Genomic DNA, 14,968 nt, shown 5'->3' with positions numbered 1-14,968 from the left:
GTTGCCACAGGAAATGGCGCTTTTAGTCTTTAATCTTACCTGCTCGAAAATATTCCTTTGAAAAATCGAGGCATCCGCCTGAGGCATAACCTATTTCTGAAGGGTTAAAACTCCTGCTGAAATAAGTTAAAAGTAAAAAAAATTGTTCTTATATTTATAAACTATGTATGACTATATCGCATGCTACAAAATGAGTCAATCCATTAAGCAGATTTGTAAAAAATATCCGTTTTTAAGGAGGGGATTCCATTGTATTGGTTCCATTTTTTAATCATGCTGCCATTTATTTTTGCCGTGTTTGTTCCTATATTATATAAAAAGTTTACCCCGCGCATTCATACAGGCTGGTTCGTTTTCTTCGTGCCACTTCTGATATTTTCTTATCTTATAACATTTATTCCCACTATTGCAAACGGGAATACCATCATCACTAGCATTCCTTGGATGCCTTCCTATGATATCAATTTCACAACGTATATCGATGGTTTAGGTTTAATTTTTGGTTTGTTAATAACAGGTATAGGTGCACTCGTCATCTTATATTCCATTTTTTATTTATCAAAGGAACGTGAAGAACTCCATAACTTTTACGTATATTTACTGATGTTTATGGGAGCGATGCTCGGTTTAGTGTTCTCCGATAATGTATTTGTTTTATATGTATTTTGGGAAACGACAAGTGTGTCATCTTTTTTATTAATTGCTTATTGGTATGAGCGGGAAAAATCACGCTATGGTGCACAAAAATCAATGTTGATTACGATTTTTGGCGGTTTAGCGATGCTTGCTGGTCTAATTATGATTTCAAGTAGTTCAGGAACCTACAGCATTCGTGAAATGCTGCTGAATGTTGATGCGATTAACTCAAGTGCCTTATTCATACCAGCAATGGTCTTAATTTTACTCGGTGCTTTTACAAAATCCGCACAGTTTCCGTTTAGCATTTGGCTACCCGATGCGATGGAAGCTCCAACACCTATAAGTGCATATTTGCACTCAGCCACTATGGTAAAGGCCGGCATTTATTTGGTTGCACGCTTAACGCCTATTTTTGGGGGTTCTAATGTCTGGTTTTGGCTTGTCACTGGTGTCGGATTAATTACATTGCTTTACGGGTCAGTCAATGCCGTGCGCCAGACCGATTTAAAAGCACTATTGGCCTATTCAACAATTAGTCAATTAGGGTTAATAATGAGTCTTTTAGGTCTTGGCTCTGCTGCCATGTATTTCGGATTGGGAGACGAGACTGTGATTTATGGAACGGCCATCTTTGCAGCCATTTTTCATTTAGTTAACCATTCAACCTTTAAGGGAAGTCTCTTTATGGTAGTGGGGATCATTGACCATGAAACGGGGACACGTGATATTCGAAGACTCGGCGGACTCATCCATCTTATGCCTATTTCCTTTACGCTTACAGTAATAGGCGGCTTTTCAATGGCAGGACTGCCTCCATTTAATGGCTTTTTAAGTAAGGAAATGTTTTTTGCAGCAGTTAATAATGCTGCGAGAATGGACTTCTTTCACATGGGGACGATAGGGGTTCTCGTTCCTGCTGTTGCATGGGTTGCAAGTGTATTTACGTTCATCTATTGTATGATTCTTGTATTTAAAACGTTTAGAGGGAAATATAAGCTTGATAATGATCGAGTTGTCCATGAAGCACCTCTAGGTATGCTGATTTCACCGATTATTTTAGGTTCGCTTGTGATTATCGGTTTCTTTTTCCCGAATCTCCTTGCAACCTATTTATTAAAGCCGGCGCTCATATCCGTATTGCCAGTTCTCACAGAGGCAGAAGTGTTGGAACTTAAAATCGAAGCCTGGCATGGTTTTTTGAGTCCAGAACTATGGATGACAATCGGAGTAGTTCTTCTTGGGACGATTCTTTATCTCAATTTAAGAAAATGGTACCGAGTTTATAATACCTACCCACAGTCAATAACGATAAACAATCTATACAATCTTGTTTTAGATAAAATGGAGCAGATTTCTGCTTCCATTACAAACTTTTACATGACAGGTTTTATTCGAGATTATCTTGTTTATATTTTTGGCTTCATGATTCTAACTGTCGGTGGATCCATCTGGTTATTTGATGGGGTTTCCGTTGATTCTTCAAATGATAACCCGGTTACACTTTTTGAAATTGCCATTATGATTGCGGCGGTGGTTTCGGCTGTTTCTGTATTATTTTCAAAAACGAGAATTTCGTCCATCGTTGCGGTAGGGGCACTTGGATTTTTGGTTGCGTTCTTCTTTGTACTATTCCGAGCTCCTGACTTAGCGCTGACTCAACTAGTTGTAGAAACTGTGACAACAGCACTTTTCCTATTATGTTTTTATCACTTACCACAGCTGCGCAAGGAAGTAACTCGAATCCCATTTAAGCTAACAAATGCGATTATCTCCATTGGGGCGGGGGCGGTAGTGACAATAGTAGCGTTATCGGTAAATGGAAATCGACTGTTTGATTCGATTTCAGGCTACTATGAAAATGCGTATGAACTTGCAGGTGCAAAAAACATCGTCAATTCAATTCTTGTTGATTTCCGTGGGATTGATACGATGCTAGAGATTCTGGTTTTAAGTATTGCCGGCCTTGGTGTTTATTCATTAATCAAGCTACGTTTAGCAAAGGAGGGATCAGATGAAGGAGCCGAATGATGTCATTATAAGAAGTGTAACAAAGGTTGCAGTTATCATCATTTTTACATTTGCAATCAACCTGTTTGTTTCCGGTCACCACCATCCTGGCGGTGGTTTCATTGGAGGCTTAACATTTTCGGCGGGATTGGTTCTTCTGTTCCTTACCTTTGATATTGAAACGGTTCGTAAAAATCTGCCCCTCGATTTTAAAGTGGTTGCAGCAATTGGGGTATTAATCGCAGTTGGAACAGGGTTTGGCAGCATGCTTTTTGGTGCTCCGTTTTTAACACAAACCTTTGGATATATTGAGATTCCTGTTTTCGGGGAAACAGAGATCGCTTCAGCGGTTTTATTTGACGTAGGTGTCGCCTTGGCAGTCATTGGAACATCGCTCACAATTATTATGAGTATAGGTGATGATCGATAATGGAAACTTTAATGTCTATTCTAGTAGGAATCTTATTTGCAATCGGGATTTATCTCATTTTAACAAAAACTCTATTACGAATCATTTTAGGAACATCTATCCTCGGTCATGGTGTGAACTTACTCATAATTACAATGGGAGGACTTGAAAAAGGTGGACCTCCCTTGCTGGGAATAAAGGGCTTATCCTATGTTGATTCATTGCCACAGGCACTTCTTTTAACAGCAATTGTCATTAACTTTGCAACAACAGCCTTATTTTTAGTACTAAGCTACCGTGCGTATAAGGTGTTAGGCACGGACGATACTAGAAGCTTGAGAGGTAAAAGCGATGGGTAATTTAGTCATTTTTCCAATAATCATTCCTCTAATTGTGGGGATGATTTTGGTGATATTTCGAAAAAATATAAAGCTGCACAGAGTGGTTAGTCTTGTTGCGGTCATCAGTATATTTGTGATTTCTTTGATGCTCATGCATCGAATTAAAATAGATGGTATTCAAGTTCTTCAATTAGGGGGCTGGGAAGCTCCATTTGGTGTAAGTATGGTTGCAGACATGTTAGCTGTAATCTTAGTTATGGTCACAAGTGTTGTAGCATTTTGTTGTCTAGTTTATGCCTTTAAAACAATCGGAGAGGATAGAGAGTTATTTTATTTTTATCCGCTCTTTTTATTTTTAATTACTGGTGTGAATGGTTCCTTCCTGACAGGTGATATTTTTAACCTGTTCGTTTGTTTTGAAGTCATGCTTGTTTCATCATATGTCCTGATTTCGTTAGGTGGTACGAAAGGCCAACTGCGTGAATCAATCAAATATATCTTAGTGAACTTGATTTCTTCATTTTTATTTTTAGTGGCAGTTGCCTATTTATATGCATTGACAGGTACACTGAATATGGCTCATCTATCTGTTCGCATTGCTGAGGTTGGACAGGATGGCGTCATGACGACTGTTGCGATTTTATTTTTAATCGTCTTTAGTTTAAAGGCAGGTCTGTTTTTATTCTTTTGGCTGCCAGGCTCATACAGTGCCCCGCCAACAGCGATTGCAGCTATATTTGCAGCGCTTTTAACAAAGGTAGGAATTTATTCGATTATGAGAGTATTCACGCTTCTGTTCTATCACGAGCCAGAGGTGACGCATTTATTAATCGGTATTTTAGCAGCCGCTACGATGCTGCTTGGAGCGTTCGGGGCCGTTGCTTATTGGGATATAAAAAGAATCATTACCTACAATGTGGTCGTTGGCGTTGGTTTTATTTTAGCTGGTATCGCCTCGCTTACAGCAGAAGGGATTACGGGTTCGATCTATTATTTAATCCACGATATGATCGTGAAAGCACTTATTTTTCTATTAGGCGGAACGCTTATTTATTTTACTGGGACTAGTAATTTAAAAGAATTCAGCGGGGTCATGCGGCTACAGCCAAAATTCGGCTGGATGTTTTTCATTGCCGCTTTGTCGCTATCAGGAATACCTCCTTTAAGCGGGTTCTTAGGAAAGATCTTTATCACAGAAGGCACATTCGCTTCCGGTTATTTCTGGCTAGGTGGAATTGGCTTGTTGACTAGCTTAATGGTTCTGTACTCGATTATGAAAATCTTTATGAACGGATTTTGGGGTTACACTGACGTACCTGAAGAAAGTGAAACAAAGTCATTAAAAGGTATGCTACTTCCGATGGGCATTCTTACCGCTTTGACAATTGCTCTTGGAGTAGGGGCACAAGGGATTAGTGAGTATGTTGACCTTGCTGTTGAAGTCATTATGAATCCGAGCATCTATATTGATGCAGTTTTAGGTAGTGCTTTTAGTGAGTAGAGTTTGGAAGCAACGTAAGCAATTCAAAGATTCACGTGGCATTTCTATATAGGAAGGGGTGGTATCAATGCCCATGCAGGTTCTAATCAATTTGATGATCGGTTTTATTTGGATGTTTCTCCAGGATAGCTGGACCGTTCTAACCTTTTTTAGTGGATATTTGTTTGGTTTAATCGTGCTATTTATACTGCGAAGGTATTTTCCTCATCAATTTTATTTGGTGACTTTACTTGCCATCATAAAGTTATTTTTTGTCTTTATACATGAGTTATTTACTTCTAGTGTTTTAGTTGTAAAGCAGGTTATGAGACCGAAGATTAATATTACTCCGGGCATTTTTACCCTAGAGACGGAGCTGGAAGGGGACTTGGAAATAACCTTGCTTGCGATGTTATTAACATTAACTCCTGGGTCGGTTGTGGTTGAAGTTTCACACGACGAGAAAAAGTTTTATATCCATGCCATGGATATCCCTGAATCAAGTGATGCTGTGTTACGTTCAACAGCAAAATTCGAAGAGGCGATAAAGAGGGTGACGCGCTAATGATTAAAACAATTTTAATGATTTCATTGGGTTTTCTTACATTTTCTATTTTTGCTACGATTTATCGCTTAGTGAAGGGGCCGTCAGCCTCTGACCGTGTTCAGGCACTTGATGTGCTAGGGATCAATATCATTTCGGGAGTTGCGATTTTTTCTGTGTTTTTAAGAAATACCGGTTTTTTTGAAGTAATTTTATTGATCGGAATTCTATCCTTCGTTGGCACAATCGCCTTTGCGAGATTTATTGAAAGAGGTGTTGTCATTGAGCGACGTAAACAATCCGATTGAGGTAGTAGAACTTCTTGCAGTATTATCGATTTTGGTAGGGACCATCTTTAGTTTTTTAAGTGCTGTTGGACTGATTCGGTTACCAGATGTATACTCTCGTGCCCATGCAGCATCCAAGAGCTCGACGATGGGAGTTCTGTTTATCTTAGTAGGAACATTTCTATTTTTCATAATGGAAGGTACATTTAGCATTCGCTTATTTCTAGGAATCTTCTTTGTATTTTTGACTGCCCCAGTTTCCGCGCACGTCATCATGCGCTCCGCTTACCGATCCAAGGTTCCCCTCGCTCCACAAAGCGTCCAGGACGACTTGAAGGGGATCATCGAAATTGAAGGAGAGAGAGAGCAGTAGGGACCAGAGGGACGGTTCTCATGGTTCTAGGTGGGGTGTTATTTGGCAGTGTTTGATGAAGGACAAAACGGATTGAAATTGAATCTGAAATGTCCTTCATAAGCCCAATGAAGGACAAAACGGATCGAAATCGAAGCCGAAATGTCCTTCATAAGCCCGATGAAGGACAAAACGGATTGGATTTGAGGCCGAAATGTCCTTCATAACCCCGATGAAGGACAAAGCGGAGTGAAATTGAAGCCGAAATGTCCTTCATAAATCCAGCATGATATCTCTTACCTTATTTCAATAATTCCAGAATATATTTATAATTATTTCATGCCTCTTCTTCAGATTGACTTTCGAAATTGTGATTTTATACCACATTCACTGTAATCCACTTCCAAAACTCCGCCAGCTAACACAATTTACTTAAATATTCCCGAATCAAATTGTTGGGAATTGTTATCTTTGTTTCAGGCTTGTTCTCCCACTTTAGGATTGGCTTTTTAATTTCAACTAGTGCATCAATGTCATCAAGTGCAACTTGCTTTTGGTATACAAATTGCTCGTGTTTTCTGAAGCCGTAGTCATTTACATCTTCAAACTCCATGCTAAATAATAGAATGTATTTTTTTTCCAAATTAGAAGAATCTACTCCATATGTTTCGAATTCCTTACCACAATAAACTGCGTTAATTTTTAACTCATAAACTAGTTCAACATCATCCAAAGAAACCTCTTTAATAAAAATGTCATCGTGCTTGTTTCCTACTATATCAATAAGTTCATGAAAGCCGTTTTCTTTTTTTGAACTAATTAAATGAATTACTTGACCATGAATACTTACTTGGTAGATTTTATTTTGATAAATTGAATATTGGCTCATAACTTTGTTCTCGTGAATACTCCTAACTAAATAAATTTTTTAGGTATTAATCTTGTTGCAGTAATTGCCAGAGTTCATCCGAAAGTTTTTCAAATGGCTCATTAGCTTTTATTCTTTCTTCATAATCGGATTTCCAGATGAAAAAATCCGATAGACCTCCTCTTGGGGGATAAATTTTTTGCTGAATGTTTTTGAGTTCATTTATTACATCTATAGAGTCTGCATAATCGTTTTCAATACAGTTATTGATTAGTTGAATCGCGTATTTTATTTCGGATATGTGATAGTTGAATTCCCCGTTATTGTTTTGTTCAATAATTTCATTTAATTCTTTGAAAATATGTTGTGAAGTATTAAGTATATTTTTAACGGACATCATTTGATTCCTCCTATTTAATTGGTGTTTCACTAATTACGTTAATTCCTTTTATTTTCCAAGGTTCTTTTATAAAAATTTGAATACTATCCTCCCCACCAAGGTAAGGTCCACCTTGGTATCCAACTGGACCTTCATATATGGTTGTTCCTTTTGGTATTCTGATTGCATAAGTTGATTCAATTGGAGAAATACCTGTAAGTGCACCAGTTTTGGGATCAATCCATTGTGCTTTAACCGCCGAGTCTATACGTACCTTTATTGCCGAATCTGCTGCCTCTCTCGTAAACCATTGACCAAGTGCATTTTTTTCTTGACCAGGGATTGTTAATCCCCCTCTTTTACCGGAACGATAAAGAATAGTATCTGCTTCTAATATTTCGGTGTTATACTTTCCTCCAAAGAAGTTCGCTGCTGGATTCCCTCTAATTTCAGCGAGCGGTCCTGGGTTTTCAATCATATTATATGTGTAATTTTGAGGTGTTTGAACACTTGCACTTGGGTTATTCTTGTCGAACGGGTTACTTTGTGAAGTCGTTTCTTTTATATCATCAATTTTCGAAGAATTTCTAGTAGAATCTATCTTTGAAGCTGCAACCTCTTCAACCGCATTTATTCTTTCAACCTTAACCCCACCAACCTCATCAACAACTTTTGCTCCCTTAGTCAATTTTACCGCTTTATCAATACCTTTTGTACCTACAACTGCTAGGGCAATTTCTCCGAAGGCTCGGCCGAACCAATTCCCACGGCTTTCGGCATCGCCATTGATAACATCATCGTTCCATGATGTTTTGATTGCATCCCATACTCCTTTTGCGGTTTCGACAGGGTGTGTTACAACATGCACAAGACCATTCCAGGTTTCAACTGGGTGAGTGATGATGTTCCAGATTCCTTCAACAGTGGCTACCCCTACGTCCCAGAGTCCAGTTGCAAATCCTTTTACGGAGTTGCCCACGACCCCAAAAAATTTTCCAACTGACTCCCAAAATGATTTTTTGGGTGGCTCGGTTAATTTTTGCGAATTGGAGTTTACTTGTTTATCAGCTAGTTCATATCGTGAAATACTATTATCAACAAAACTATGTAGTTGGTTAAGACGTTTTTCTAAATCATGGATGGAGGATGTCAAATTACTTAGGTTTGCACCAATCCCTTGCCTAATTGTGATTTTACTGTCAATCGCATGGCGTGTACTGGATATTCGACTCTGTGTATCTGTCAAATCAGAAGTGATTCCTTTTAGTCTACTGTTTGATGAACGAACACTATTCACCTTTATATCAATTTGAGCCAAGTCGTAACCTCCTTTCTAAAGCTATCGGAACATGGACTTTAAATCATCAATTGTTGCTCGAATATAAAAGGGCTCGGTCCCGTCAATGATTGAATTTGTTAGTGGTAGATTTTCAAGAAGAATCAGAATCTCTATTCGCTGCTCGGTATTTTCATTCACTACTTCAAATACATGTGATAAAAGTTTTTCCGAATTTTCCGCTTCTTGGTCTACATTAAGTCCAATTACAGGGATTGGATTGCTTGATTTAGCGGGATTATATAGATGTGTAAAATAAGCATTTTTTATAGTAGGAAAGTTTTTAAGTTTATCGGAAATTTCCTCAAGGACGGAATGAGGGATTTCTGTCATCTGGCTTGTTAGGAAATTCTGTTTTTCCTCGAGTGCTAACTCCTCAAAAAAGTAATGAAGAATTCTTTCGTCACGTAAGGTTTCAAGTTCTTCTTGGATGATCTTCTTACTTATATCAAAACCAGGATTTAGGATCCAAGGGGTTTCTAGGTCAATTAATTGTAGGAGTAGACGAGTTGTTATTTTAATATATTTATATTTTCCTTTATAAATTGAGTTGAATTTCTCGACGCTTGAGTATACAGGGAGCACCAGCTCATTATTCATTTCAAAGTATTTGAGATTCAGAGAAGGCTCACTGTTTCTGCTATCCGAGGAAACAGTGCCAATTGCGACTAACTCTAAATCCAGTAAAGCTTTGTAAAAATAATAACGCTTCATCGGATTACTTATGGCATCTGAGAGAATCGAATCAAATGGGTCAATGGATTGAATTTTCATTTTGTTCCATGCACGCTCCAATTTAGGTTTATGGTAATATTATACAGTTTAGGTAAAGGTAAAAATAGGTAATAAAGTACTAGGAAAAAAGGCGTGTTTTGTAATCGTGGACATCCAATTTTTGTACCAAATCATTATTTAGCACACATTATCTAATTTCCGGTCATAAAATGTATAAAAGCAGGTCAGAAAAGGACCGGGAAAGTTGTGATCTGAATTTATGAAAAACAATTCAAACAATCACTTCTTATTTAAAAATCTAATGGAAAAACGAATGTCATTTGAGCGGGTTTTTGAACATATTTTAGAGTTCATACAATCTGAGCCAAGTGGGAAATTTAGACTCATCATTGGTACAGATTCACAAGTGCATCCAAGGCAAACCACCTTTATTACAGGTGTTGTGATACTGAATGAAGGAAAAGGTGTGTGGGCATGTATTCGAAAAGTGGTTGTTCCAAGAAGAATGGAGCATTTGCACGAGCGCATTTCCTATGAATTATCATTATCGGAGGAAATTGTTTCATTATTTACAGAGGAAAAGAAAAATCAACTCATTGATATTGTGCTGCCACATCTTTACGATGGAGCCTCATTCACAATGGAGGGGCATATTGATATCGGGGCAGGGAATCGAAACAAAACACGTGAATTTGTGAAGGAAATGGTAACACGTATGGAAGCGATTGGTGTGGAGCCGAAAATAAAACCAAATGCATTCGTGGCCTCATGCTACGCAAACCGTTACACCAAATAAAACCGTTAGAGGCTTGTAGCCCAGCTAACAAGGTAAAACGGAATCGGTGCCTGGCACCCAGTGAACTAGTAAACTCGCTGGGAATCAGGCACCGATTTTTATATTTTTAGTTATTAATATACTTTTCGAATACTTCGCCAAAGTCTTTTTTGTGGTATTGATCTCGTGCGGATGAGAGCCAAGAGAAGCTGTATTCTGTTAATTGTTTGTATTCTTCAGAAAGCTGAATTTCTGATGTTCTTGAATTATGTAAGACGGTTACCGCTTTATCTAAGCTATTGATCGCCATATCGTACATGACGTTATTTTCATGGATGATCTCGGATATATAAACGAGTGCTTTATATAAATCATTTAATTTATCAAGCTGTCTTTTATCTACATCAATACTAAAGGCTTGATTTCCTAGATTGAATTTAATCTCGATATCTAAGTCAACTCTGCCAGCAGTTTCAAGAAATACATTTGTGATTTTATGCTGTGAATATGGGTAGCGCTTTAATAATCTTTTAGAAGAAACAGCATTGGCACCGTCAACATGGATGAAGGCAATATTTGTAAAGCAATACTCATCAGCCTTTGTTTTAATTAAAAAGTAGATTTTCTCATTATCCTCATGACGTATGTAATCATCTGCATCCGTTTTGTCATAGTCCTCAGGGCCAATTATTTTACCGATATCCGATAAACCTAGCGCATCTGCAGCAAATTTTTTAAGCAATGAAATTCCCCCTTCATTTAAAAAACATAAGTATCCCGAATTAATTATATCGTTTTATTTATAAGATTATAACCTAAGTTTTGAGTAATACAGTTTCTCTTATTTCAAAAAAATAATTTAAAAAAGTGCCAGAAATGGCACTCATTTTGAAGCCTTTTTTAGTTTACTTCTAACTAAGCTGATTAGAAAGAGCAACGGGATATACCCAAAAAGGAAAGCTGCACCACTTATTAAAACCATTTTTTGAATAAGGTGGGTGTAATAAATGTCAGTTAGTTCGCTATTTATATAGACAAAAATGGCTAGTAAAAAAAACAGAATATAAGTAGGTTTTACCTTCGGAAGAGTGATTTTAATCGCTCGAATGGCTGCCCATAGATAGATACAAATAACAGGCATAATGACTAAGAGCCAGGTGAAGATAAAAATAAATTCAAACCGCTCTATGAAAGGAAATTGAATGATTTTAATCATCGTTAAGGTTGGCCATGTTAAATGATGTAGTTTGCCTTGAGCAAAGAACATAAAAGTGACAAGCGTTATTAGAGTATACAAGATCGTTGTAAACAATAAAGCAAAATGACCCCATTTGCTTGCTTTTTTTCCATTTTTTATAAAGGGAAAATAAACAAGAGCTGTTTCAAATCCTAAAAATAATGGAAGGGCTTCTTTAGCAGATATAAAATGGTCCTTTAAACTATGATTGAATAGGGGGAAAGCGTATGAAACCTCCAAAAAGCCAAGTAAGTAAAAAAAGGAAAGCAGTAAGAATGATGGAATAACGACACCCCAAAATGCAACTCCAGTTATGACTCGAAATCCGCCTGAGACAAGATAAAAAACGAGGCAACACAGAAGAACAGCATACTCCCAACTAGCAATGCCATCGAACACCCAAATTTGGAGGGCATCAATATAAGAATATAAAACAGATATGCTGGCTAGACAAAAATAGCATGCCAAAAGTATATTTAATGCCCCACCTAGTTTCTTTCCTAATAAATCCTTATGAAAAGAAAGAATATCACCTGCACTGGACTGCTTCAAGATAAATAGCATCATAAAAAATAAAAGATGAAGACTTAAGCCTGTTACCAGTATGGATATCCATGCCTCATTTCCAGCTCCTTTTATGATATTTCTTTGATACTTTAATACAGTGATTCCTGTTTGAGAAGCCTGAATGAGAAAGAACAGGAAATATGGAGAAACCAGCTTATTTTCGCTAATCTTACTGTTCATAATTGACCATCCTAGTCTAGCTAGCCTTGAAGGCCAGAATGAATGATTTCTAAATTCATCTCAATATTAACAGGGATTGAAGGGTATTTTTCATAAAAAGATGCTTCATCCCAATCTCTGTCCTGTGACCGAACAATATTACCAATACCTAATGGATCGACACCTTCTTCTTTGAATTTGTTTAATAAGTCGTCAATTTCTTTTTTAACGTTTTTTACAATTAATTTCTTTAATGCCTCAATATCGTCTGGATTTTCTAAATTATAACGAATTGGACGTTGTGTAATGGTCCAGATGAGATTTAAAGTAAGATTCAATTGTTCTTCATTCTTTACCCATTCCCAATCTCTTTTATTTCGAAATGCTCGTATTAGTATGACTTCTTTTCGATTGTTCCCATCAAGGTTTATTTCATAAGTTGCTTGTGTACGAAAATCTTCTAGAACTGAGAAAATAAAGGTTTCTTTTGCATTTAAGTGAAGCTTCAATTTATCATCCCTAAAAATACCGACTTTATCGACCTCTAACCTATCGTTCTCGTCGATACTAAGCATAGGAACATATGAATCCATACCTTGACCATAAAAATGATTTAAGAAGACATGAAGGTTCATCATTGGGAGTAATTGTCCAGTCATATTTTGTTTGAGTTGATCAGCTAACGTTAGTTCACCTTGTTTTTTTAGGGTGTTTAGCGTTTCATTAGCGGAATGGGTAGAAACAGCAATCTGTATATTAGTTGCAATTTGCGGTTGGACAAGAAGACGCTCGACCACATCGCCAATTCCAGCCTTTGCATATTCGTTTCCAATTACTAGGACCCTTATTTTGGCTAACTCAACTGGGGTACTCGTATGAGTCGCCATCCTAGGTGCTAACAGGGCAACTGTATTTGTTTTCTCTTGCAAATAATGAATTTCATTACTTCCTTTGCCTTTGGTATATTCAGGATAAAGGGCGGTTCCAACCACTTTTCCGTTATCATCAATATCAAACCCAAACACGTGAACAATGCTCAATTTATCGACAATCTTCATTCTTGAACAGCCTACTAGACTCACCAGACAAACAAATAGTAAAACAAATAGTAAATTCTTTCTTCGTATACCCATATCATCTCTGCTTCCTTTAATTTAATTTTATTCTGAGTTCAGTCCATCTTCTGAATCTTTGTCTTTAGCTGAGGTGTAACGTTTGTTACTTAAAGGTCTTAAGAACGCAGGTCGTCTATCAAGTTTTTTAAAATTAGGTCGTATGAAGGAACCAAGTGCCCAGCCTTTTCGATATGGATAAAGCGGAATCATATACGGAATTCCTAATGATTTAAGTCGAGTCAAATGTCCGATTAAAAAAAGAATTCCTACATAGATACCTAAGCCTCCCCAAATTGCCGCAAAAATGATAAACGGGTATCGCAATAACCGTACAGCATTTGACATTTTATAAATAGGTGTTGTAAATGAAGCTAAGGCTGATAGAGCAACAATGATCAATAAAATATTACTGGTGAGTGCTGCATCGACCGTCGCCTGGCCAATAACAATTCCCCCAACAATTCCTAATGTTTGTCCAATTTTTGTAGGTAGACGTGCTCCTGCTTCCCTGAGAAGATCAATGGTTACTTCCAAAAATAAAACTTCAAGAACGGGAGGGAACGGAACATTGGCTCTTGAGTGAATGATAGGGCCAAGTAGATCCTTTGGTATAACCTCGAAATGGTAAGTTAATATTGCTACATAAAAGGATGAGGCAAAGATTGAAAACATCATTCCAAAAATCCGAATCAATTTAAAAAAAGATGCAACAATGTTTGGAAGATAAAAATCCTCTGGGTTTGAAAAAAAGTCCATAAGGTTTACTGGTGCAATTAAGGCATAGGAGGATTTGTCACTAATCAGTACAACTTGTCCTAATAAAAGGGCTCCGACTGTCCTGTCTACTCTTTCGGTAGAAACAAACAAAGGAAACGGTGATGTTGAATGATCGGAAATCAATTGTTCAAGCTGAGTATTATCAAATACTGTATCAATATCGAGATCATTAATCCTCTGTTTTGCAGTATGGATATACTCAGGATTCGTAATTCCATCTACGTATGCAAGTACAACTTTTATCCTGGACCTAGTCCCGACCATCATTTCTTCAAAAATAAGGTCCGGCGTATCAAGGTGTTCTCTTAGCATATGAAGATTTGTCTCAATATCTTCAATGAATCCGACCTTTGGTCCAATCACGCTAAATTCGTTTTGTGTATCGTTTGTTTCCCGTTGGCCTAATCTTGCGTTACCAACACTAAATAGAGCAAATTGATCCATTTGGTTTTTAAAATAGATAGCAACTGACCCTGTATGAAAGGCATTTTCTATATCCTTTGGATCCTTTGAAATTTTAAAACCTTCTATTGGAATGATATTTTTTAAATCAGATAGTTCTTTTATGTCTGCAGCCTTCTCTTTTAAATTCGGTAATAAAGACTGCTGTAGAGTCTTGCTATCAGTTAATGATTTAAAATAACTAAATAAAATATTTTCGTTGTTCTCAATTGGTGTGATTGTTAAAAAGTCACTTGATTTTTTTGCCTTATCAAATACTTCTTCTATCGTTTTTTCAACAGTTTCATAATTTGTAATGGACTGTTTGATATCTTTCTTTTTCCAAAACATACCTCCACCCAACCCCATACTAATAGTTGCTAAATCTTTCTGAATAGTATTTAACAACAAAGTAGGGAATATTCACCATATATAATCCCTGTTTTAAGAAATTTTTCGTGGAATCTCTTTATAATATTTCTATCTATATTGGGGAACATTACCATTTACACCAATTAAT

Annotated in this window: 16 protein-coding genes; 8 read left to right on the top strand and 8 right to left on the bottom strand. The window is 37.1% G+C overall.

Annotated elements, in window-relative coordinates; translation table 11 throughout:
* Nucleotides 1-249: 249 nt before the first annotated feature.
* The 7 genes from V7112_RS17115 to mnhG all read left to right on the top strand — a co-directional run bounded on the left by V7112_RS17115 (nucleotide 250) and on the right by mnhG (nucleotide 6,080).
* Nucleotides 250-2,667 (top strand): Na+/H+ antiporter subunit A, encoded by a 2,418-nt coding sequence (locus V7112_RS17115; protein ID WP_335422001.1) that lies wholly within the window; start codon nucleotides 250-252, stop codon nucleotides 2,665-2,667.
* Entirely contained in the window at nucleotides 2,651-3,076 is a 426-nt protein-coding gene (locus V7112_RS17110; protein ID WP_335421999.1) for a Na(+)/H(+) antiporter subunit B, read from the top strand. Before V7112_RS17115 ends, V7112_RS17110 begins: the two co-directional genes overlap by 17 nt.
* Nucleotides 3,076-3,414 (top strand): Na(+)/H(+) antiporter subunit C, encoded by a 339-nt coding sequence (locus tag V7112_RS17105; RefSeq protein ID WP_335421997.1) that lies wholly within the window; start codon nucleotides 3,076-3,078, stop codon nucleotides 3,412-3,414. Before V7112_RS17110 ends, V7112_RS17105 begins: the two co-directional genes overlap by 1 nt.
* On the top strand, nucleotides 3,407-4,897 hold the full coding sequence (locus tag V7112_RS17100) for a Na+/H+ antiporter subunit D (RefSeq protein WP_335421995.1): 1,491 nt from the start codon (nucleotides 3,407-3,409) through the stop codon (nucleotides 4,895-4,897). The genes V7112_RS17105 and V7112_RS17100 overlap by 8 nt, the downstream gene beginning before the upstream one ends.
* A 67-nt stretch (nucleotides 4,898-4,964) precedes the next feature.
* Nucleotides 4,965-5,441, top strand: a complete 477-nt coding sequence (locus V7112_RS17095; protein ID WP_335421994.1) for a Na+/H+ antiporter subunit E — start codon at nucleotides 4,965-4,967, stop codon at nucleotides 5,439-5,441.
* Nucleotides 5,441-5,728, top strand: coding sequence for a Na(+)/H(+) antiporter subunit F1 (locus tag V7112_RS17090; RefSeq protein WP_335421991.1), 288 nt, complete (start codon nucleotides 5,441-5,443; stop codon nucleotides 5,726-5,728). The genes V7112_RS17095 and V7112_RS17090 overlap by 1 nt, the downstream gene beginning before the upstream one ends.
* On the top strand, nucleotides 5,703-6,080 hold the full coding sequence (gene mnhG / locus V7112_RS17085) for a monovalent cation/H(+) antiporter subunit G (protein WP_335421989.1): 378 nt from the start codon (nucleotides 5,703-5,705) through the stop codon (nucleotides 6,078-6,080). Before V7112_RS17090 ends, mnhG begins: the two co-directional genes overlap by 26 nt.
* A gap of 397 nt (nucleotides 6,081-6,477) precedes the next feature.
* Here the strand turns inward: mnhG and V7112_RS17080 are convergent, their stop codons facing one another.
* The 4 genes from V7112_RS17080 to V7112_RS17065 are packed head-to-tail and all read right to left on the bottom strand — an operon-like array spanning nucleotide 6,478 to nucleotide 9,416.
* The gene (locus V7112_RS17080) at nucleotides 6,478-6,948 is read right to left on the bottom strand and encodes a hypothetical protein (protein ID WP_335421987.1); all 471 of its coding nucleotides are present in this window, start codon (nucleotides 6,946-6,948) and stop codon (nucleotides 6,478-6,480) included.
* Between the two features lie 46 nt (nucleotides 6,949-6,994).
* Complete coding sequence (locus V7112_RS17075) at nucleotides 6,995-7,327, bottom strand: hypothetical protein (RefSeq protein ID WP_335421985.1); 333 nt, start codon at nucleotides 7,325-7,327, stop codon at nucleotides 6,995-6,997.
* 10 nt (nucleotides 7,328-7,337) lie between these two features.
* On the bottom strand, nucleotides 7,338-8,624 hold the full coding sequence (locus V7112_RS17070) for a hypothetical protein (RefSeq protein WP_335421983.1): 1,287 nt from the start codon (nucleotides 8,622-8,624) through the stop codon (nucleotides 7,338-7,340).
* 21 nt (nucleotides 8,625-8,645) lie between these two features.
* Nucleotides 8,646-9,416 (bottom strand): SseB family protein, encoded by a 771-nt coding sequence (locus tag V7112_RS17065; protein WP_335421981.1) that lies wholly within the window; start codon nucleotides 9,414-9,416, stop codon nucleotides 8,646-8,648.
* Between the two features lie 220 nt (nucleotides 9,417-9,636).
* On the opposite strand from V7112_RS17065, the gene V7112_RS17060 reads away from it, so the two are divergent.
* Nucleotides 9,637-10,173, top strand: coding sequence for a ribonuclease H-like YkuK family protein (locus V7112_RS17060; RefSeq protein WP_335421979.1), 537 nt, complete (start codon nucleotides 9,637-9,639; stop codon nucleotides 10,171-10,173).
* A gap of 106 nt (nucleotides 10,174-10,279) precedes the next feature.
* Here V7112_RS17060 and V7112_RS17055 read toward each other — a convergent pair whose 3' ends face one another.
* From V7112_RS17055 to V7112_RS17040, 4 genes are all read right to left on the bottom strand, one after another.
* Nucleotides 10,280-10,894 (bottom strand): PH domain-containing protein, encoded by a 615-nt coding sequence (locus V7112_RS17055; protein ID WP_335421976.1) that lies wholly within the window; start codon nucleotides 10,892-10,894, stop codon nucleotides 10,280-10,282.
* Between the two features lie 141 nt (nucleotides 10,895-11,035).
* The gene (locus V7112_RS17050; RefSeq protein ID WP_335421974.1) at nucleotides 11,036-12,136 is read right to left on the bottom strand and encodes a GerAB/ArcD/ProY family transporter; all 1,101 of its coding nucleotides are present in this window, start codon (nucleotides 12,134-12,136) and stop codon (nucleotides 11,036-11,038) included.
* A gap of 20 nt (nucleotides 12,137-12,156) precedes the next feature.
* Nucleotides 12,157-13,248, bottom strand: a complete 1,092-nt coding sequence (locus tag V7112_RS17045) for a Ger(x)C family spore germination protein (protein WP_335421972.1) — start codon at nucleotides 13,246-13,248, stop codon at nucleotides 12,157-12,159.
* Nucleotides 13,249-13,275: 27 nt separating this feature from the next.
* Nucleotides 13,276-14,799 (bottom strand): spore germination protein, encoded by a 1,524-nt coding sequence (locus tag V7112_RS17040; RefSeq protein WP_335421970.1) that lies wholly within the window; start codon nucleotides 14,797-14,799, stop codon nucleotides 13,276-13,278.
* Nucleotides 14,800-14,968: the final 169 nt, after the last annotated feature.

It is taken from the genome of Bacillus sp. JJ1566, from assembly GCF_036962685.1.
Classification (GTDB): Bacteria; Bacillota; Bacilli; order Bacillales; family Bacillaceae_L; genus Ferdinandcohnia.
The sequence above is the reverse complement of the archived record's forward strand: the minus strand, read 5'-3'. Positions and strand labels throughout refer to the sequence as shown.